The following is a 19,309-nucleotide window of genomic DNA, read 5'->3' on the forward strand; positions in this document are numbered from 1 at the left end:
CGGAGCGCGCGGCGCTCCGCCCGTCTTTCCCCCGCGACGTGAGAGGATGCCATGACCGACGACAGCGCCAACCGGGGCGGGCAGGACTACGAATCCAGCCTCGCCGAGAGCGACAAGAGCGTCGCCAGCTTCGCCCGGACCCACACGCCGATCGAGACGCTGCAGCACGTCCTGCACGGCAACCCGACGCTGGTGCCGGTGATCGTGCTGATCGCCGCGACCATCATCTTCGGGCTGGTCGCGGGCGAGCGGTTCTTCTCGGCCTTCAACCTCACGCTCATCATGCAGCAGGTGTCGATCATCGGCATCCTCGCCGCGGCGCAGACACTCATCATCCTGTCGGCGGGCATCGACCTGTCGGTGGCCGCGATCATGGTGCTGATGGCGGTGATCGCGGGCAAGCTGTCGGTGGACCTGGGCGTGCCGGCACCGATTTCGGTGCTGGTGGCGCTGGCCGGCGGAGCGGCGGCGGGCCTGATGAACGGCCTTCTGGTCACCAAGGCCAAGCTGCCGCCCTTCATCACCACGCTCGGCACCTGGTCGATCTTCTACGCGCTGAACCTGTGGCTTTCGGGCGCGCAGTCGATCCGGTCCTCGGACATCGACGAGTCCGCGCCGTTCCTCAAGTTCTTCGGCAACGTCATCGAGATCGGCGGCGCCCGCATCACCTTCGGCGTGATCCTGATGGTGCTGGTCTTCGTGGCGCTGTGGTACATGCTGAACAAGACCGCCTGGGGCCGCCATGTCTACGCCGTGGGCGACGACAAGGAGGCGGCCGAGCTGGCCGGCATCCGCACCGACCGGATGCTGATCTCGGTCTACGCGCTGGCGGGCCTCGTCTGCGGCATCGCCGCCTGGGCCTCGATCGGCCGCGTCGGCTCGATCTCTCCGCAGGCATTCTACGAGGGCAACCTGCAATCCATCACCGCCGTTGTGATTGGGGGCATCTCGCTCTTCGGCGGCCGCGGCTCGATCCTCGGCGCGCTGTTCGGGGCGCTGATCGTGGGCGTCTTCCAGTCGGGCCTGCGTCTCGCCGGGGTGGACGTGCTGTGGCAGGTCTTCGCCATCGGCTGGCTCATCATCATCGCGGTCGCCATCGACCAGTGGATCAGGAAGGTCTCGGTATGACACAGGAACCCGTTCTCACCGCGCGCGGCCTCGTCAAGCGCTACGGCCGCGTCACCGCCCTCGATAACTGCGACTTCGATCTCTACCCGGGCGAAGTGCTTGCCGTGATCGGCGACAACGGCGCAGGCAAGTCCTCTCTCATCAAGGCGATCTCGGGCGCGGTCCAGATCGACGCGGGCGAGATCAGGCTCGAGGGCAAGCCGATCTCGTTCCGCTCGCCGCTGGAGGCGCGCGACGCCGGGATCGAGACGGTCTACCAGACCCTCGCGCTGTCCCCTGCACTGTCGATCGTGGACAACATGTTCGTCGGGCGCGAGATCGTGAAGGACGGCGTGCTGGGCCGCACCTTCCGGATGCTCGACCACAAGCGCATGGAGGCGATGGCCCGCGAGAAGCTGTCCGAGCTGGGACTGATGACGATCCAGAACATCAACCAGCCGGTCGAGACCCTGTCCGGCGGTCAGCGCCAGGGCGTCGCGGTGGCGCGCGCCGCGGCGTTCGGGTCGAAGGTCGTGATCATGGACGAGCCCACCGCCGCACTCGGCGTGAAGGAGAGCCGCCGCGTGCTCGAACTCATCAAGGGCCTGAAGGAGCGCGGTATGCCCATCGTGCTGATCTCGCACAACATGCCGCACGTCTTCGAGGTCGCCGACCGCATCCACGTGCACCGGCTGGGCAAGCGGCTGTGCGTCATCGACCCGAAGTCGCACTCGATGAACGACGCCGTGGCGTTCATGACCGGGGCCAAGGAGCCGGGCGAGGCCGAAGCTGCCTGAGCCCGCGCCCGCCATGACCGACGCCGATCGTCTCGCCTCGCGGATCGCGGCACTGCCCGCGGTCCGCCCGCGCCTACTGGTCGCCATCGCGGGGCCGCCGGCCTCGGGCAAGACCACCCTCGCCGCCGAGGTCGCGGCGCGGATCAGCGCGCTCGGCCGCCCCGCGCGGCACGTGCCGATGGACGGCTTCCACCTCAACAACCCGGTGATCGAGGCGCGCGGACTTCTCGCCCGCAAGGGCGCGCCCGAAACGTTCGACGCCGCGGGCTTCGTCCACGCCATGCGGCGGCTCGGCACCGAGGAGGAGGTCGTGCTGCCGAGCTTCGACCGCGCGCGCGACATCGCCATCGCCGGCAGCATCGCCGTCGGCCCCGAGACCGAGGTGGCCGTGGTGGAAGGCAACTACCTGACCTTCGACGAGGCGCCTTGGGATACGCTGGCCCCGCTGTGGCAGTTCGCGGTGTTCCTCGACGTGCCCGAGCCGGTGCTGGCCGAGCGGCTGATCGCGCGCTGGCGCGACCACGGGCTCGACGACGCGCAGGCCCGGCGCCGCGCCGAGGAGAACGACCTGCCGAACGCGCGACGCATCCTCGCACGGCGCCTGCCCGGGGTGAGCACGCTGGACGAGCTGCGCTGAAAGGCGCGGGGCGGTCGAGGCATCGGCGCTAGGGCGGGCTCTGCGACCGGTTCGGCGTCCGGAAAGATCGCCGTAGCGGGATCTGCGTCGGCCGGCCCTTCGTCGTGCCCCCTGTGGAGCGGACGCTGCGCAGCCAACGCAGCTCCGCGTCGTGATCGCCCGCGCGGTGATCGCGGCTTGCACGCTCTGGCAAATCTGCCGCGACCGGCTTCGAGGGGTTCCCTCCGGCCACCCCGCGATGACCACCGGCCGCTGCGTGTCCGGGCCCGGAGCCGACCTGCCCCCTCGCGACGGTCGCGGCAATGTCATCGCGCCGGTCTCGTCCGGCGGAATGGCCCCCCTACCCTTTCCGCCAGTCCGGCCCGGCGTATCCCCGCGGGGCCGTCACGAGAGGAGTTCACGCGATGACCCCGAACGCCCCTGCCACCCCGCAACCCGAAGAGGCGCGTCCCGACGTCTCGGCCCACACCCGCACGTCCGAGGACATCCGCGGCCGCCAGACCACGCGCTACGACCAGTCCGAGCATCGCCGCTACGCCTGGCTCTACGAGGATTTGCTGGCCTGATCGTCCCGCCCGGCGCGCTGTTTTCAGTCCGCGCCGGGCAGTCCGACACGCGGTCCCCGCGCCCTGTCGCACGCGATGGACGCCCCCGGACGGGCGTGCTACGGTCTTGTGACAAAAGGCAGAGCAGCCCAGGGGATGACAGCACTCGACGAATACCAGCGGCTCGAGGCCACCGGCCTCTGGCGGCCCGAGACGGGTGCGCAGCGTCGTGAAGTCGTCGTCGCCCTCGGCAATGCCACGCTGACCATCAAGGACATGCAGGACCGGGTCCTCGCGCACTGGTCGCTGGCAGCGATCACGCGGGCCACGTCCGCGGGGCACGACCCCGCGCTCTACCACCCCGACGGCGACCCCGAGGAGACGCTCGAGCTGAGCAATGCCGAGGCGGATGCGATGATCGAGGCGCTAGAGCGGATCCTGCGCGCCGTCGATCGCCGCCGTCCCCGCCCCGGCAAGCTGCGGGTCTGGCTGTCGGGCTCGATCGCCGCCGTGGTGATCTTTCTGGCCGTGTTCTGGCTGCCGGGCGCGCTCATCGCCTACGCCACCCACATCGTCCCCGCCGTGAAGCGCGCCGAGATCGGCACCGCCCTGACCGAGCGGATCACCCGCGTCACCGGGCAGCCCTGCTCGGCGCAGGAGGCCCGCCAGCCGCTCCGCCGCCTGGCCGAGCGGGTGCTGGGCGAGGGCCGGCGCGACGCGCTGGTGGTGCTGCCGCAGGGGCTCACGGACACCGCGCACCTGCCTGGCGGACGCATCCTGCTGAGCCGGTCGCTGATCGAGGACCCCGAGGACCCGGACGTGCCCGCGGGCTTCGTGCTGGCCGAGGCGGTGCGCGCGGCGCAGACCGACCCGCTCGAGGACCTTCTGCGGCACGCGGGCCTCGGCGCATCGCTGCAACTGTTGACCACCGGCGAGCTGCCGAAGGGGGCGCTCGACGACTACGCCGAAAGCCTGCTGACCGGCGCCCGCGCCGAGCCGGTGGCCCACGACACGCTTCTGGCCGCCTTCTCGCGAGCCGAGCTGCGCTCGGAGCCCTACGCCTACTGGCTCGATGTCACCGGCGAGAGCACGCTGCCCCTGATCGAAGCGGACCCCCGCCGCGCCTCGGGCAGCCGGCAGGTCCTGACCGACGCCGACTGGGTGCGCCTGCAGTCCATCTGCGGCGGTTGAGACCGGGCCCACCGACTTCGGCCACGGGCTGTCGGTTTCGCCCGGGCGACGCTGGTTGTCACCGCGTCAACGGGAGCCTTCAAATGGGGACCAGTGTCGTCGCCCCCTCGGGCGTGACGCCGGGGTCCGAATACGTTCTGATGGTGAAGGACGCGCGCACGGGTCCGCTCATGCGCCGGGTGGCAGACAGACGTATGGATATCCGCCGGCTCCGGCTTGGCGGCGTCTGAAATTAGCGGGCTTCGGCGCGCAGCCTTCTGCTGAAGCGGTCGGTCATGTGCCGGGAGTTGGCCACCGGGCCTGCGCGCCCATCGTCCCGGGTGTCATTCCAGGAGGCAGACTTCGCAGCGCCTCATGTTCGGCACGCCTCCGGCCGACGCGGATCGCGGGTGCTCGAAGCGTCACGCAGAAAGGCCGGCCCCGCGGGGACCGGCCTCGGTCATGCGGATCGCTCGGGCCCTCAGCGCTGGACGATGCGCGGCGGCTCCACCGGGACCGAGCGGCGGCCCAGCGCGCGGCGCGGCACGGTGTCGGTGAAGACCTCGCGGGTCTGGTAGTAGCCCCGGATCGACATGTTCGCGCGATGGCGGTTGAGCCGTCCGTCGTCCCATGCCGCCCGGTAGCCCGCGGGGATGTGCACGGTGTCGTCGCTCTGGTCGAGCCAGACATGGCGCGGCAGGATCCGCGTCTCGGGCGGCAGCGTGGTGGCGACCGCGCGGGCCTTCGGCTCGGTCTCGGGTGCCGCGCGGCTGTCCTGATAGGGCTTGAGGTAGTAGACGTTCTTGCCCGGTCCGGGCGCCTCGCCGCGGCGGATCACGGTGACCGGGCTGGTCTCCTGCGGGCCGCAGCGCACGGGGTAGCGCGAGCCGTCGTTGATGTAGCGGTTCGAGATCGCCGAGCCGCCCTGGCAGGCGGGCTGCCCCTTGCCCTTGCGCACGACCATGGTGCGGGGCGCGGGCACCTCGCGCGGCTGCGGCGCGGCGGCTGCCTCGGGGACCGAACGCACGACGCGCGGGGCGGTCTTGACAACCTGACGGCGCACGGGCTCGGCCTGCGGCTGCGGCTGCGGCGCGGGGGCGCGGCGCACGACGCGCTGCGGCTGGGCCTGCGGCGCGGGTTCCGGCGCGCTGCGCACGACGCGTTGCGGCTGGGCCGCCGGTGCGGTGGCCGGACGGGCAGCCGGCTGCGGTGCCGCGGCGGGTTCGGGCTCGGGCGGGCGGATTTGCTGCGCCTCGGCGACGCGCGCCGCGCCGGCCGAGGTGCCCGTGCCGTTGGCGAAGGTGGGCCGCTGGCCGCAGACCTGCTCGCGCGAGCGGGACACGCGGGGCACCCAGTTCACCGTGCCGTCGATGCCGGCGCGCACGTAGACGCAGCCGCGGCTGTCAACATATTGCCGGCCCTCGTAGCTCGACGGCGGGAACTCTGCCGGGATGTCGGTGGAGCGCTGCTGCGCCCCCGCCGTTCCGGCCATCCCGAGCGCCACAAGCGCGGCCCCGAGCACGGAAAGTCGTCGTAGCATCATCTCGATCCCCCACAGGTCCTTCCAGAGTGCCGCAAGGGATTGCGCCTGTAAAGCGCGCGCCCCGCCTATTTAGTGCCGAACATGCGGTCCCCCGCATCGCCCAGGCCGGGCACGATATAGCCCTTCTCGTTGAGACGGCTATCCAGAGCCGCGGTGACGATCGGCACGTCGGGATGCGCCTCCTTCATCTTCGCGACGCCCTCGGGGGCGGCCAGCAGGCAGAGGAAGCGGATGTCGGTGGCGCCCGCCTCTTTCAGCAGGTCGATCGCCGCCGCCGAGGAGTTGCCGGTCGCCAGCATCGGGTCCACGGCGATGACGCGGCGGTCCTGCAGGCTGTCGGGCACCTTGAAGTAGTACTGCACGGGCTGCAGCGTTTCCTCGTCGCGGTAGAGTCCGACGAAGCCCACGCGCGCCGAGGGGATCAGCTCGAGCACGCCGTCCAGAAGCCCGTTGCCCGCGCGCAGGATCGAGATCAGCGCGAGCTTCTTCCCGGCGAGGACCGGCGCTTCCATCTCCTGCATCGGCGTGTCGATGGTGCGCTGCGTCATCGGCAGATCGCGGGTGATCTCGTAGGCCAGCAGCTGGCTGATCTCGCGTAGCAGCTGGCGGAAGGACGCAGTCGAGGTGTCCTTCTGGCGCATGATGGTCAGCTTGTGCTGGATCAGCGGGTGTTCGACGACGGTCAGGTGCGGGGGCATGTGTCCTCCAGTGTCTTGGCGATGCGGTCCTTGGTGGCGGCGTCGCAGAACGCGGCGTCGAGCGAGGTGCGGGCGAGGTCCGCGAAGGCCGCCTCGTCCCAGCCGTGGGTGCGGGCGAGGGCACGGTACTCGTCGCGCATGGTGGTGTGGAAGAAAGGCGGGTCGTCGGTCGAGACGGTGACGGTCACGCCCGCCGCGCGCAGCCGCTCGACCGGGTGCCGCGCGAGGTCGGAATAGACGCCCAGAGCGACGTTCGAGCCGGGGCAGACCTCCAGAACGATGCCCTTATCCACCAACTTGTCCACAAGCGCGGGATCCTCGATGGCGCGGACGCCGTGGCCGATGCGCTCGACGCCGAGGTCCTCGATGGCGGCGCGCACCTCAGCGGGGCCGCGCCACTCGCCGGCATGGGTGGTCAGCCGCAGCCCGGCCTCGCGCGCGCAGTCGAAGGCCCAGGCGAAGTCCTTCTGTTCGCCCGCATTTTCGTCCCCGCCCATGCCGAAGCCGACGATCCAGTCGCCGGCCGTCTCGGCGGCGCAGCGGGCGGACTTGCGGGCACGGTCGGGCCCGAAATGGCGCACGCAGGTGACGATCCCGCGCAAGGTGACGCCGAGGTCGCGTTCCGCGGCGTCAGCGGTTTCTCGGATCGCGGCCACGTGGTCCGTCCAGGCATCCACATCCCCGCCGCCACAGAAATCGGGGCTGATGAAGGTTTCCGTGTAGAGCACGCCGTTTGCGGCCTGTTCTTCGAGCACGGCCCGGGTCAGGCGGGCGTAATCCTCGGGCCCCTTGATGACGCTGGTGGCGGCCTCGTAGGTCTCGAGGAAGGGCACGAAGCCGCGGAAATCGTAGGAGCCGTCGGGCCGGAAGATGCGCGACAGGTCGGTGCGCTTCTCGGAGGCGAGCCCGCGCACGAAGGACGGCGGGGCCGCCCCCTCGATGTGCAGGTGCAGCTCGACCTTGGGCAGGGCCGCGATGGCCTCCAGCCGCTCCTCGTTCATCGCCTCGTCCATCAGTCCCCGTCCTGCAAGAAGCTGCGCCCCGGTCCCTGCGCCGGCACGCCCAGATGCGCCGCCACCGAGGCGGCGACGTCGGCGAAGGCCACCTGCCCGATGGTCCCCGCGCCACGCCCGGCGATCAGCACCGGCACCCGCTCGCGGGTGTGGTCGGTGCCGTGCCAGGTGGGGTCATTGCCGTGATCGGCGGTCAGGCACAAGAGGTCCCCGCCCCGCAGCCGTGGCAGCAGGCGCCCGATCTCGGCATCGAACCATTCCAGCGCCCGTGCATAGCCCGACACGTCCCGGCGGTGCCCCCAGAGGCTGTCGAACTCCACGAAGTTGGCGAAGACCAGCGCGCCGTCGGGGGCGGTGTCCACGAGGTCGCCGAGATGCGTCATGAGCGTCGCATCGTCGCCCTTCTCGACCCGGTCGATTCCCTCCATCGAGAAGATGTCGCCGATCTTGCCGACCCCGATCACCGGCCGCCCGGCGTCCTGCACCCAGTTGGTCAGCACCGGCTCCGGCGGGCGGATGGCGTAGTCGCGCCGGTTGCCCGTGCGGCGGAAATCGCCCGGCGCACCGATGAAGGGCCGCGCGATCACCCGGCCGACGCGGCGCGCGTGCAGCATCGGCGCGAGGCCCTCGCAGAGCGCCAGAAGCCGGTCGAGTCCGAAAATCTCCGGGTCCTCGTGCGCGGCAATCTGGAACACCGAATCCGCCGAGGTGTAGCAGATCGGCCAGCCGGTGCGGACGTGCTCGGCCCCGAACCGGTCGAGCATCACCGTGCCCGATCCGTGGCAATCGCCGAGGATGCCCCCGGTGCCGGCCAGCTCGCAGACCCGTGCGCGGATATCCTCGGGGAAGGCCGGTGTGGCGACCGGGAAGGTGTGCCAGTCCCACGGCACCGGCAGGCCGGCCAGTTCCCAGTGGCCCGAGGGCGTATCCTTGCCGCGCGACACCTCCGTCGCCGCCCCCCAGAGCCCGTCCGGCGTGGCGTCGAGCCCCGGCGCGGCCGCGCCCGAGGCAAGTTCGAGCGCCGCGCCCAGTCCCAGCCGGTCGAGCACCGGCATGCGCAGCGGACCTGATCGCCCGTCCTCGGCCTGCCCCTCGGCGCAGGCCCGCGCGATGTGACCGACCGTGTTGGCGCCGGTGTCCGGCACGCCGTCGTTGAAGAACGCGTCCGCGTCCGGCGCGCCGCCGATCCCCACGGAATCCATCACCACCAGAAATGCCCGGCTCATGCTTGCCCCTCCCGGGCACAGGGCCCGGCTTCTTCTCGGTCAAAATACTCCAGGGGAGTCGCCGCAGGCGACGGGGGCAGCGCCCCCTCCCCGGCCGGGCATCCGCGCGGCGCGCTCATCCCACGTGCCCCCGCACCAGCGGCGCCGGTTCGACCGGCCGGGCGCCGAGCGTCACCGCCGCGCGCACAGCCTCCACCGCGCGGGCCGCCGAGGCCTCGTCCGCGGCATGGACCACGGCCAGCGGATCGCCGCGCGCGACCCGCGTTCCCGGCGGGGCGACGTCGGTGAGGCCCACGGAGGGGTCGATGGACGCGCCCTCGCGGACCCTGCCGCCGCCGAGATCCACGACGGCGTGGCCCAGCGCCTCGCCGTCGATGGCGGTCACGTGGCCGTCCGTTTCCGCTGCGACCGACATCTCGACCGGCGCGCGGGGCAGCAGGTCCGCGCCGCGCTCCGCGAGGTCGGCCGGGCCGCCCATGGCGTGGATCATGCGTCCGAAGCGCTCGGCGGCGGACCCGTCGTCGAGCGCCGTCTCGAGCCGCGTGGCGGCCTGCGCCTCGTCCGCCGCCAGCCCGGCTGCCGCGAGGAGCCGCGCGCCCAGAGCCACCGTGCAGTCGCGCAGGCGGCCGCGAGCGCGGCCCGTCAGGACGTCCAGCGCGGCGCGCACCTCGACCGCGTTGCCCAGCGCGGGCGCAAGCGGCTGGTCCATGTCGGTGATGATCGCGGTGGCGGTGCAGCCGGCCTCGCGCGCGGTCGAGACGAGCGCCTCGGCCAGGTCCCGCGCGGCGGCCTCGGTCTTCATGAACGCGCCCGAGCCGACCTTCACGTCGAGGATCAGCCCGCCGATCCCGGCGGCAAGCTTCTTGGACAGGATCGAGGCCACGATGAGATCGACGCTCTCGACCGTCGATGTGGCGTCGCGCACGGCGTAGAGCTTGCGGTCCGCCGGCGCGAGGTCGGCGGTCGCTCCGGCGATCACGCAGCCGCACGAGTCGACCACCGAGCGCAGGCGCGTCGCGTCGAGATCGGTGGACACGCCCGGGATCGCCTCGAGCTTGTCGAGCGTGCCGCCGGTGTGACCCAGCCCGCGGCCCGAGATCATCGGCACCCTCACGCCGCAGGCGGCCAGCGCCGGGGCCAGCACGAGGCTGGTGCAGTCCCCCACCCCGCCGGTCGAGTGCTTGTCGAGCGCCGGCGCCCCGTCGCCCCAGTCGAGCCGCGCGCCGCTGTCGCGCATGGCAAGCGTCAGCGCCGCGCGGCCGGCTGGCCCGAGGCCCGTGCGGCACACCCCCATGGCGAAGGCTCCGGCCTGCGCGTCGCCGACCTCGCCCCGGCCGATCCCGGTGGCGAACCGCGCCAGCGCATCGGGCGGCGGCGCGGTGCCCGCGCGCAGGGCCGACAGGACCTCGCGGACGACGCTCACGCGCGGTCCATGTGATCGGCTCCGAACGCGCCGGGCAGAAGCTCGGCGACGGTCGTGCGTCGCTCGGTGCCGTCCACGGTGGCGAGCGTCACCGATACGCCCGCATCGGCGAACTCGGCGATCTTCTGACGGCAGCCGCCGCAGGGCGGCACCGGACTGTCGGCATCGGCGACGACGTAGATCTCCGCGATGCGGGCGCCGGGCCCGGCGGTCGCGATCATCGCGGCGATGGCGCCGGCCTCGGCGCAGGTGCCCTCGGGGTAGGCCACGTTCTCGACGTTGCAGCCGGAATGGGTGGCGCCGGTCGCATCGCGCAGGGCGGCGCCGACGCGAAAGCGGGAATAGGGCACGTAGGCGTTTTCACGCACCGCGAGCGCGGCCTCGCGCAGATCGGTCATGGGGGGCGCTCCTCGGGGCGGGGACAGGTTGGCCATATCGTGCACATGGGCGCCGGGTGGGTGCAAGCAGGCCGGGAACCGGCTGGCGGCGGCCCGCGTTCCGGAGGCGAACAATATGGGAACACGAACCATGACCGATCAGACCGACCAGACGCCCGACACCGCCGACGAGGCGACCGACACGACGACGCCCAAGCAGGACGCGCCGGGCAATGCCGACAAGCCGGTGTCGTCCTGGACCACGGGCGACGAGCCGATGACCGGCGCGCAGGCCTCCTACCTCAAGACGCTCTGCGAGGAGGCGGGCGAGCAGTTCGACCCCGAGATGACCAAGGCCGACGCCTCGCGCCGCATCGACGCGCTGCAATCGGCCACCGGGCGCGGCTGAGCCCGCCCCGCCGGAACCGCCCCGGTCCGGGGGCGTTCCCGGCACGACCCAAGGAGATGCTGACATGACCGATACGCAGAAGGATGCCAACGACCCGGCCCACGATCTGCCGGACGACCCGCGCGAGCCGATGACCGACGCGCAGGCCGCCGAGATCCGCCGGCTGGCCGACGCCACCGGGTCCGACGTCACGCTCAACATGACCCAGCGCGAGGCCGAGCGTTATCTCGAAGAGCTGCGCGAGCGCGCGGGCCAGTAGACCGCTCCGACACCCGGCTTTGCCGCCGATGGCGCGCATGCCGGGTTCCGCCCCCGCGACATTTGGGCTAGCCCTGCGGTGACACTCGCGCGGGGGACACCACATGTCGGATCAGGGCAACGAGACGCTGCGGCAGCAGGCACTCGATTACCATCGCAACCCTCAACCCGGTAAGCTCGAAATCCGGGCGACCAAGCCGATGGCGAACGGCCGCGACCTCGCGCGGGCCTACTCGCCCGGTGTCGCCGAGGCCTGCCTCGAGATACGGGACGACGAACAGACGGCGCGCGACTACACCGCGCGCGGAAACCTCGTGGCCGTAGTTTCGAACGGGTCCGCGGTTCTGGGTCTCGGCAACATCGGCGCGCTGGCGTCGAAGCCGGTGATGGAAGGCAAGGCGGTCCTCTTCAAGAAATTCTCGGGCATCGACTGCTTCGACATCGAGCTGAACGAACCCGACCCCGAAAAGCTGGCCGACATCGTGTGCGCGCTGGAGCCGACCTTCGGCGCGATCAACCTCGAGGACATCAAGGCCCCGGACTGCTTCATCGTCGAGAAGCTCTGCCGCGAGCGGATGAACATCCCCGTCTTTCACGACGACCAGCACGGCACCGCCATTGTCGTCGGCGCGGCGGCGACCAACGCGCTGCGCGTGGCCGGAAAGAAATTCGAGGACATCAAGATCGTCTCGACCGGGGGCGGCGCGGCGGGCATCGCCTGTCTCAACATGCTGCTGAAGCTCGGCGTCCGTCGCGAGAATGTCTGGCTGTGCGACCTGGAGGGGCTCGTCCACGAAGGCCGCGAGAAGGACATGACCCCGCAGAAGGCGGAGTACGCCCAGCCCGGTGGCGCGCGCACGCTGGATGACGTGATCGAGGGCGCGGACCTGTTCCTCGGACTGTCCGGGCCGAACGTGCTAAAGCCCGAGCACGTCAAGAAGATGGCCGATCGTCCGGTGATCTTCGCGCTGGCCAACCCCAACCCCGAGATCATGCCCGACGTCGCCCGCGAGGCCGACCCGACGGCGATCATCGCGACGGGGCGGTCGGACTACCCGAACCAGGTCAACAACGTCCTTTGCTTTCCGTTCATCTTCCGCGGCGCGCTGGACGTGGGCGCGACCGACATCAACGACGAGATGCAGATCGCCTGCGTCGAGGGGATCGCCGCGCTGGCGCGCGCGACCACCAGCGCCGAGGCCGCGGCCGCCTATCGCGGCGAGCAGCTGACCTTCGGCGCCGACTACCTGATCCCGAAGCCCTTCGACCCGCGGCTGTCGGCGACGGTGTCGGTGGCCGTGGCGAAGGCGGCGATGGACTCGGGCGTGGCGACCCGGCCGCTCGAGGCTCTCGACGCCTATCGCGACCGGCTCAACGCCAACGTCTACAAGTCGGCGCTGCTCATGCGTCCGGTCTTCGAATCCGCCGCCACCGCCGCGCGCCGGATCGTCTTTGCCGAGGGCGAGGACGAGCGCGTGCTGCGCGCCGCGCAGGCGATCATCGAGGAGACCACCGAACAGCCGATCCTTATCGGCCGCCCCGAGGTTATCGCCATGCGCTGCGAGCGCATGGGCCTCGAGATCCGGCCCGAGCGCGACTTCAACATCGTGAACCCCGAGAACGACCCGCGTTACCGCGACTACTGGGAGACCTACCACCAGCTCATGGCGCGGCGCGGCGTCACGCCCGACCTCGCCCGTGCGATCATGCGCACCAACACCACCGCCATCGGCGCGGTGATGGTCCATCGCGAGGAGGCCGACGCGCTGATCTGCGGCACGTTCGGCGAGTATCGCTGGCACCTCAACTACATCACGCAGGTCCTCGGCACCCCGTCGCTCAGACCGCACGGGGCGCTGTCGCTGATGATCCTCGAGGACGGTCCGCTGTTCATCGCCGACACCCATGTCCACGTCGAACCCACGCCCGAGCAGATCGCGCTGGCGGCCATCGGCGCCGCGCGGCACGTGCGCCGCTTCGGACTGACGCCGAACGTGGCGCTGTGCTCGCAGTCGCAGTTCGGCACGCAGGACAGCGGCCCGGCCGAGCGGGTGCGGCAGGCAATCTCGATCCTCGACGGCAGCCCGCGGGACTTCTGCTACGAGGGCGAGATGAACGTGGAGGCCGCGCTCGACGCCGGTCTGCGCGACCGCCTGTTCCCCGGCAACCGCATGGAGGGCGCGGCGAACGTGCTGGTCTTCGGCACGGCCGACGCGGCCTCGGGGGTGCGCAACATCCTCAAGGCCAAGGCCGGCGGTCTCGAGGTCGGCCCGATCCTCATGGGCATGGGCAACCGCGCGCACATCGTCACATCGTCGATCACCGCGCGGGGCCTTCTGAACATGGCCGCGATCGCGGGCACCCCGGTCGCCGAATACGGCTGACGCCCCTGCCCCGGCGCCCGTCGCGGGGCGCCGGGGGCTGAAAAGTCCTCCACTCCCCCGGCGCGCGGCGGAAAATTTCTTTTCGGCCTGTGCCCTGTGCTTCGTCTGCGGTCTTGCCCCGGCGGCCTCCGGTTCCGTAACACTCTTGCGACGTAACGCGGAGGAGGAGCCCGTTCATGTCCTACAGCGACACCTACGGCGCGTGGAAGGCCGATCCCGAGGCCTTCTGGATGCAGCAGGCCGAGGCCATCGACTGGGATCGCGCCCCGTCGAAGGCGCTCTTCGAGGAGGAGGACGGGCGCTATTCGTGGTTCGCGGACGGCATGGTCAACACCTGCTGGAACGCGGTGGACCGCCACGTCGAGGCCGGCCGCGGCGAGCAGATCGCTATCATCTACGACAGCCCGGTGACCGGCACCGTGCGCCGCATCTCGTTTCACGAGCTGCGCAACCGGGTGGCCACGCTGGCCGGCGCGCTGCGCGCCAAGGGCGTCGAAAAGGGCGACCGGGTCGTCATCTACATGCCGATGATCCCCGAGACGCTGGAGGCGATGCTGGCCTGCGCCCGGCTTGGCGCGATCCACTCGGTAGTCTTCGGCGGCTTCGCGGCGAACGAGCTGGCGGTGCGGATCGACGACGCCAAGCCCAAGGCGATCATCGCGGCAAGCTGCGGGATCGAGCCCGGCCGCACCGTGCACTACAAGCCGCTGCTGGACGCCGCCATCGACCAGGCACGGCACAAGCCGGACTTCTGCGTGATCTTCCAGCGCGAGGCCGAGGTCGCGCAGCTGATCGAGGGGCGCGACGTGAACTGGCACGGCTTCCAGTTCGGGGTGGAGCCGGCCGACTGCGTCCCCGTCGAGGGTGATCACCCGGCCTACGTGCTTTACACCTCGGGGACGACCGGCGCGCCCAAGGGCGTGGTGCGGCCCACGGGCGGGCACCTCGTGGCGCTGAACTGGACCATGAAGAACATCTACGACGTGAACCCCGGAGAGGTCTTCTGGGCCGCCTCCGACGTGGGCTGGGTCGTGGGCCACAGCTACATCTGCTACGCGCCGCTGATCCACGGCAACACCACGGTGGTGTTCGAGGGCAAGCCGGTGGGCACGCCCGACGCGGGCACCTTCTGGCGGGTCATCGCGGACCACGACGTGAAAAGCTTCTTCACCGCGCCAACCGCGTTCCGGGCGGTCAAGCGCGAGGATCCCGACGGCGAGTTCATTCGCAAGTACGACCTGTCGGGCCTGCGCGCGATCTACCTTGCCGGTGAACGCGCCGACCCCGACACCATCGAGTGGACGCAGAAGATGACCGGCAAGCCGGTCTACGATCACTGGTGGCAGACCGAGACCGGCTGGACCATCGCCGGCAACCCCGCGGGGCTCGAACCTCTGCCGGTCAAGATCGGCTCGCCCACGGTGGCGATGCCGGGCTACGACATCCGCATCCTCGCCGAGGACGGCACCGAGAAGCCCGCGGGCGAGCTGGGCGCCATCGCGATCAAGCTGCCGCTGCCGCCGGGCACGCTGCCGACTCTCTGGAATGCCGAGGACCGGTTCCGGAAGTCCTACCTGACGACCTTCCCCGGCTACTACGAGACCGGCGATGCCGGCATGAAGGACGAGGACGGCTATCTCTGGATCATGGCGCGCACCGACGACGTCATCAACGTCGCCGGGCACCGGCTGTCCACCGGCGGCATGGAAGAGGTGCTGGCCTCGCATCCCGACGTGGCCGAATGCGCGGTGATCGGCGTGCGCGACGAGCTGAAGGGCCAGCTGCCCATGGGGTTCGTCTGCCTGACCAAGGGCGTGAACCGCCCTGCGGAGGAGATCGAGGCCGAGTGCGTGAAGCTCGTGCGCGACCGCATCGGGCCGGTGGCGGCGTTCAAGCTGTGCAAGGTCGTCGAGCGCCTACCCAAGACGCGCTCGGGCAAGATCCTGCGGCGGGTGATGGCGGCGATCGCCGATGGCGACGAGTTCAAGACACCTGCCACGATCGACGATCCGGCGATCCTCGACGAGGTGCGCGACGACGTGGCGGCGATGGGCTACCCGCGCGCCTGAAGCGGGCCGGCCGGCGGGGCGGACGGTCCGCCCGGCGCGCCGTGCTCGGAAACCGACGACATGGTGCTCGCCCCCTTGCTGATCGCCGCCACCTTCGTGCTGGCACCATCGCGCTGCTCAGCGCTCATGGCGGGTTCACCGGGCTGGTGATGTCCGCCAATTTCGCCGTCTCGGCCCCCGGCGCGCTGCGGCCGGTTGCGTTCGAGCGCCTGGCGGAGACCGGGTTCGGCACCAACGGCGGCTAGCGGCGCACGTCCTCCAGAAGCTCCGGAGAGATCCTGTCGTGCCCGTGCAGCACGGTGAAGACACCGGTAGTCTCGACCACCGCCGCCTGCACCTGCGCGAGGCCGCCGACATTCGCGTCGCGCAACTTGGCCCAGAGGTCCGCGCGGGTCATGTCGGCCTGATGCAGGTTGGCTTCGAGGATCTCGCCGTTCTCGACGACGACCAGGGGACGGTTGTCGAGGGTGTTCTCGAACCACGTCCAGCGCGTGCGGATCGGCGCCACCACCATCTGCCACACGAACAGCGCGGCGATAGCGAGGATGGGCACCCAGAGGCTCTTGTCCAGGGCGGTGATCCCGTTGGCCAGAACCGAGCCCAGGGCAACGGTTACCGCGAAATCGAAGCCCGAGAGCTTGGAGAACGAGCGCAGGCCGAAAACGCGACTGAACGCGATGATGACCGCCATCAGGATCGCAATGCGGATGAAGATGTCGAAAGCGTCCGCCCAGGTCATGTGTGTTCCTCGTGCGCCAGAGGATCGGTCCCGGGCAAGGGCGCGTGATCCTCTAGCGCGCCGGAGCCATCGTTTCGGCCGGAACACCCGCATCGCGGGGCCGGCGCCCCGCGCCGCGAATGACCGCGCGGCGAGGCTTCATTCCGGGCGAACGTCACATTCGATATTCGGGTTCCGGGCCGCCGCGCCCAAGCCAAGTTTCCCGCGCGGAAACGCACCGTTCCGGACGATGTCGCTTCACGGTTGACGGGGGCCGCGGCACGCGTCTTTGTGAGCTTCCGGTACATTGTGCCGGAAGACTTTGAATACATGCAGGAATTTCCGAATATGAGAGCCTACACCTTCTCGGCGCTCGAGGTCCGCTACGGCCAGAGCGACATGAATGACGTCATCGCCGTGGGCGACAGCGAGATCACCCTGACCTTCGCCGACGACACCGAGGCGCTGTATTACGACATCGTCGGCAGCTTCGACAGCTATGACGGCAATGCCGAGATCTACACGATCCCCGAGAGCGTCCTGATCGACGGCACCGAGGTGGCGGCCAGGGGCATCGACCCGTATTTCGCCGAACTCTATTTCGAAGGCGGCGCCCGCAGCGAGGTGCTCCTTCTCGAATTGAACGATGTCGCCGACTACATCATCCAACTCGGCGGCGCACCGCTGCCGGAGGTCGACACGGTCGCCGACTACTTCGCCCTGCAGGACAGCCTCGAGGGGATCGGCAACCTCGACGCGTCGCCGCTCGACCTGACCGAGGTCGCGGGCCTCGTGTCGATCGACGACACCACCCCGGCCCCGCAGCCCGAGCCCGAGCCGACCCCGGAGCCTGCGCCGGTTCCGGTCCCCGGCATCGAGCTGACCGGCACACCCGAGGCCGAGACCCTCACCGGCACCGCGGACGACGACACCCTGCGCGGCGCGGGCGGCGACGACCGGCTCGAGGGGCTCGACGGGCAGGACGTGCTGGTCGGCGGCGCGGGCGATGACGGCCTGATCGGCGGCAACGGGAACGACTCGCTGCTCGGCGGAGCCGGCGAGGACGTGCTCGCGGCGGGCGATGGCGACGACACGCTCGACGGTAGCGCGGATGACGACCGGCTCGGCGGCGGCCAGGGCGACGACCTGATGGGCGGCGGAACCGGCGACGACACCATCGGCGGCGGCTTCGGTGACGACACCATCGCGGGCGGCGACGGCGACGACGTGGTCGCAGGCGGCGCCGGCAACGACCGCATCGACGGCGGTGCGGGCGGCGACGTGATCGGCGCCTCTTACGGCAACGACCTTGTGGCCGGGGGCCTCGGGGACGACGACATCGGCGGCGGCACCGGGCGCGACACCATCGACGCGGGCGACGGCAACGATTCCGTCGGCGGCGGCGAAGGCGACGACCTGATCCGCGGCGGCACGGGAAGCGACTTCCTCGCAGGCGGCGGACGCAACGACACCATCGACGGCGGCACCGGCGCGGACACGCTCAACGGCGGTGACGGCGACGACGTCCTGACAGGCGGCGCAGGGGCGGACGTGTTCGTCTGGACCTCGGGCGAAGCCGGAGCGGTCGACGTGATCACCGACTTCGAGGTCGGCCTCGACATGGTCCGGCTTGCGGGCGTCCAGAACGCACCGGGCACCGGTCTGGCGGGCAAGCTCGCGTCGCTCGACATCACCGACGTCACGCTGGACGGCGTCGCCGGAACGACGCTGGACTACGACGGGCAGACGATCTTCGTCGCGGGTGTCTCGGCGGCAGAGCTCGGCCTCGACGACTTCGTCTTCGTCTGATCGGTCCCGGTCCGGCCCCGTCGGGGGCCGGGCCACCGCGCCACGGGCGGGCGCGTCAGACGAACTGTTCTCGGATCAGCCGTTCCTCGAGCCCGTGGCCCGGATCGAACAGGACATGGTGCGCCACCTTCGGCTCGGATTGGATATCGACGCCGACCACGTCACGCACCGCGCGGCTGTCGGCCTCGGCCATGACCGGGCGCTTGTCGCCGTCGAGCACCTCGAACCGCACCTCGGCATCCTTGGGCAGCAGCGCGCCGCGCCAGCGCCGGGGCCGGAACGCGGACATCGCGGTCAGCGCCAGCACATCCGCACCGATCGGCAGGATCGGGCCGTGCGCCGAGTAGTTGTAGGCGGTCGATCCCGCGGGCGTCGCCACCAGCGCGCCGTCGCAGACCAGTTCGGACATTCGCACGCGACCGTCCACCACGATCCGCAACCGCGCCGCTTGCGGGCCCTGCCGCAGCAGCGACACCTCGTTGATCGCAAGCTCGTGGTGGGTGCTGCCGTCCACCGTGCGGGCGACCATCGAGAGCGGGTTGAGCACGGCCTCCTCCGCCTCGGCCAGTCGCTCCGCGAGATTGTGCTCGGAATACTCGTTCATCAGGAAACCGACGGTGCCGCGGTTCATGCCGTAGACCGGCGCCTCGAGCGCCTGCGTGCGATGCAGGGTCTGCAGCATGAAGCCGTCGCCCCCGAGGGCCACGATGACATCGGCGCCTTCCTCGGCATGGTCGCCATACGCCCGGGTCAGCGCGGCGTGCGCGGCCTGCGCGATGGGGGCGTTCGACGCGGCGAAGGCGATGCGGAGGGTCATCGTTGGGTCATGTCGGTGGATTCCGTTTCCGGTCGGCGTCGAACTGCTGCCGAAACAAGCACAAGTTTCGGGGTGGCGAAAGCGGTGCGGCACCACGCGGCCTCGCACCGTGCCGCTTTCTGCGCTAGTCCCGTCGCACGCGGCGATTTACGCCGCGCGAGCATCGTCTAGTTTCCGATCGGAAACACGCGCCCCGTCGGGGGCCCCAGATCCCGGAGGATCCCATGAACGCACCGCACCGCGACGACGGCTTTTTCACCGAGAGCCTTTCGTCCCGCGATCCCGAGCTTTTCGCGGCGATGGAGGGCG

The 19,309-nt window shown here is 70.7% G+C and carries 19 protein-coding genes; 11 read left to right on the forward strand and 8 right to left on the reverse strand.

The window, feature by feature from the left end:
- The first annotated feature begins 51 nt into the window (after positions 1–51).
- The 6 genes from BMX29_RS16630 (at position 52) to BMX29_RS19345 (ending at position 4,507) form a co-directional block, all read left to right on the forward strand.
- Complete coding sequence (locus BMX29_RS16630; protein WP_043846835.1) at positions 52–1,128, forward strand: ABC transporter permease; 1,077 nt, start codon at positions 52–54, stop codon at positions 1,126–1,128.
- Complete coding sequence (locus BMX29_RS16635) at positions 1,125–1,904, forward strand: ATP-binding cassette domain-containing protein (protein WP_092815057.1); 780 nt, start codon at positions 1,125–1,127, stop codon at positions 1,902–1,904. Before BMX29_RS16630 ends, BMX29_RS16635 begins: the two co-directional genes overlap by 4 nt.
- Positions 1,905–1,917: 13 nt before the next feature.
- Positions 1,918–2,541: a nucleoside/nucleotide kinase family protein gene (locus BMX29_RS16640; RefSeq protein ID WP_092815058.1), complete on the forward strand. Its 624-nt coding sequence runs from the start codon at positions 1,918–1,920 to the stop codon at positions 2,539–2,541.
- 404 nt (positions 2,542–2,945) lie between these two features.
- Positions 2,946–3,107, forward strand: coding sequence for a hypothetical protein (locus tag BMX29_RS19340; RefSeq protein ID WP_157835916.1), 162 nt, complete (start codon positions 2,946–2,948; stop codon positions 3,105–3,107).
- Between the two features lie 135 nt (positions 3,108–3,242).
- A complete protein-coding gene (locus BMX29_RS16645; protein ID WP_092815061.1) occupies positions 3,243–4,277 on the forward strand; it encodes a serine/threonine-protein kinase in 1,035 nt (344 codons plus the stop codon).
- An 83-nt stretch (positions 4,278–4,360) separates the two neighbouring features.
- Positions 4,361–4,507, forward strand: coding sequence for a hypothetical protein (locus tag BMX29_RS19345; RefSeq protein ID WP_175471220.1), 147 nt, complete (start codon positions 4,361–4,363; stop codon positions 4,505–4,507).
- A gap of 230 nt (positions 4,508–4,737) precedes the next feature.
- Here BMX29_RS19345 and BMX29_RS16650 read toward each other — a convergent pair whose 3' ends face one another.
- From BMX29_RS16650 to BMX29_RS16675, 6 genes are all read right to left on the reverse strand, one after another.
- The gene (locus BMX29_RS16650; RefSeq protein ID WP_139197071.1) at positions 4,738–5,796 is read right to left on the reverse strand and encodes an SPOR domain-containing protein; all 1,059 of its coding nucleotides are present in this window, start codon (positions 5,794–5,796) and stop codon (positions 4,738–4,740) included.
- 68 nt (positions 5,797–5,864) lie between these two features.
- Positions 5,865–6,497, reverse strand: a complete 633-nt coding sequence (gene upp / locus BMX29_RS16655) for a uracil phosphoribosyltransferase (protein ID WP_043846839.1) — start codon at positions 6,495–6,497, stop codon at positions 5,865–5,867.
- Entirely contained in the window at positions 6,482–7,510 is a 1,029-nt protein-coding gene (locus BMX29_RS16660) for an adenosine deaminase (protein ID WP_425314281.1), read from the reverse strand. The genes upp and BMX29_RS16660 overlap by 16 nt, the downstream gene beginning before the upstream one ends.
- Positions 7,510–8,736, reverse strand: coding sequence for a phosphopentomutase (locus BMX29_RS16665; protein ID WP_092815067.1), 1,227 nt, complete (start codon positions 8,734–8,736; stop codon positions 7,510–7,512). The genes BMX29_RS16660 and BMX29_RS16665 overlap by 1 nt, the downstream gene beginning before the upstream one ends.
- Positions 8,737–8,851: 115 nt before the next feature.
- Positions 8,852–10,159, reverse strand: a complete 1,308-nt coding sequence (locus BMX29_RS16670; RefSeq protein ID WP_092815070.1) for a thymidine phosphorylase — start codon at positions 10,157–10,159, stop codon at positions 8,852–8,854.
- Positions 10,156–10,557: a cytidine deaminase gene (locus BMX29_RS16675; RefSeq protein WP_092815073.1), complete on the reverse strand. Its 402-nt coding sequence runs from the start codon at positions 10,555–10,557 to the stop codon at positions 10,156–10,158. Before BMX29_RS16675 ends, BMX29_RS16670 begins: the two co-directional genes overlap by 4 nt.
- Before the next feature lie 130 nt (positions 10,558–10,687).
- Between BMX29_RS16675 and BMX29_RS16680 the strand changes: the two genes are divergently transcribed.
- The 4 genes from BMX29_RS16680 to BMX29_RS16695 all read left to right on the forward strand — a co-directional run bounded on the left by BMX29_RS16680 (position 10,688) and on the right by BMX29_RS16695 (position 15,656).
- A complete protein-coding gene (locus tag BMX29_RS16680; protein WP_092815076.1) occupies positions 10,688–10,945 on the forward strand; it encodes a DUF3072 domain-containing protein in 258 nt (85 codons plus the stop codon).
- Positions 10,946–11,009: 64 nt separating this feature from the next.
- Positions 11,010–11,204, forward strand: coding sequence for a DUF3072 domain-containing protein (locus BMX29_RS16685; protein ID WP_043846847.1), 195 nt, complete (start codon positions 11,010–11,012; stop codon positions 11,202–11,204).
- A gap of 103 nt (positions 11,205–11,307) precedes the next feature.
- Positions 11,308–13,587 carry an NADP-dependent malic enzyme gene (locus BMX29_RS16690; protein ID WP_092815079.1) on the forward strand — a complete coding sequence of 760 codons (2,280 nt, stop codon included), beginning with the start codon at positions 11,308–11,310 and terminating at the stop codon, positions 13,585–13,587.
- Between the two features lie 176 nt (positions 13,588–13,763).
- Complete coding sequence (locus BMX29_RS16695) at positions 13,764–15,656, forward strand: propionyl-CoA synthetase (protein WP_092815082.1); 1,893 nt, start codon at positions 13,764–13,766, stop codon at positions 15,654–15,656.
- A gap of 241 nt (positions 15,657–15,897) precedes the next feature.
- Here BMX29_RS16695 and BMX29_RS16700 read toward each other — a convergent pair whose 3' ends face one another.
- Positions 15,898–16,395 carry a DUF421 domain-containing protein gene (locus BMX29_RS16700; RefSeq protein WP_175471222.1) on the reverse strand — a complete coding sequence of 166 codons (498 nt, stop codon included), beginning with the start codon at positions 16,393–16,395 and terminating at the stop codon, positions 15,898–15,900.
- Positions 16,396–16,722: 327 nt separating this feature from the next.
- Between BMX29_RS16700 and BMX29_RS16705 the strand changes: the two genes are divergently transcribed.
- Positions 16,723–18,183, forward strand: a complete 1,461-nt coding sequence (locus BMX29_RS16705) for a calcium-binding protein (protein ID WP_092815088.1) — start codon at positions 16,723–16,725, stop codon at positions 18,181–18,183.
- Between the two features lie 55 nt (positions 18,184–18,238).
- Here the strand turns inward: BMX29_RS16705 and BMX29_RS16710 are convergent, their stop codons facing one another.
- Positions 18,239–19,000 (reverse strand): NAD kinase, encoded by a 762-nt coding sequence (locus tag BMX29_RS16710; protein WP_092815091.1) that lies wholly within the window; start codon positions 18,998–19,000, stop codon positions 18,239–18,241.
- Between the last annotated feature and the right edge of the window lie 309 nt (positions 19,001–19,309).

This window comes from Roseivivax marinus (assembly GCF_900109705.1).
In the GTDB taxonomy this organism is placed as follows: Bacteria; Pseudomonadota; Alphaproteobacteria; order Rhodobacterales; family Rhodobacteraceae; genus Roseivivax; species Roseivivax marinus.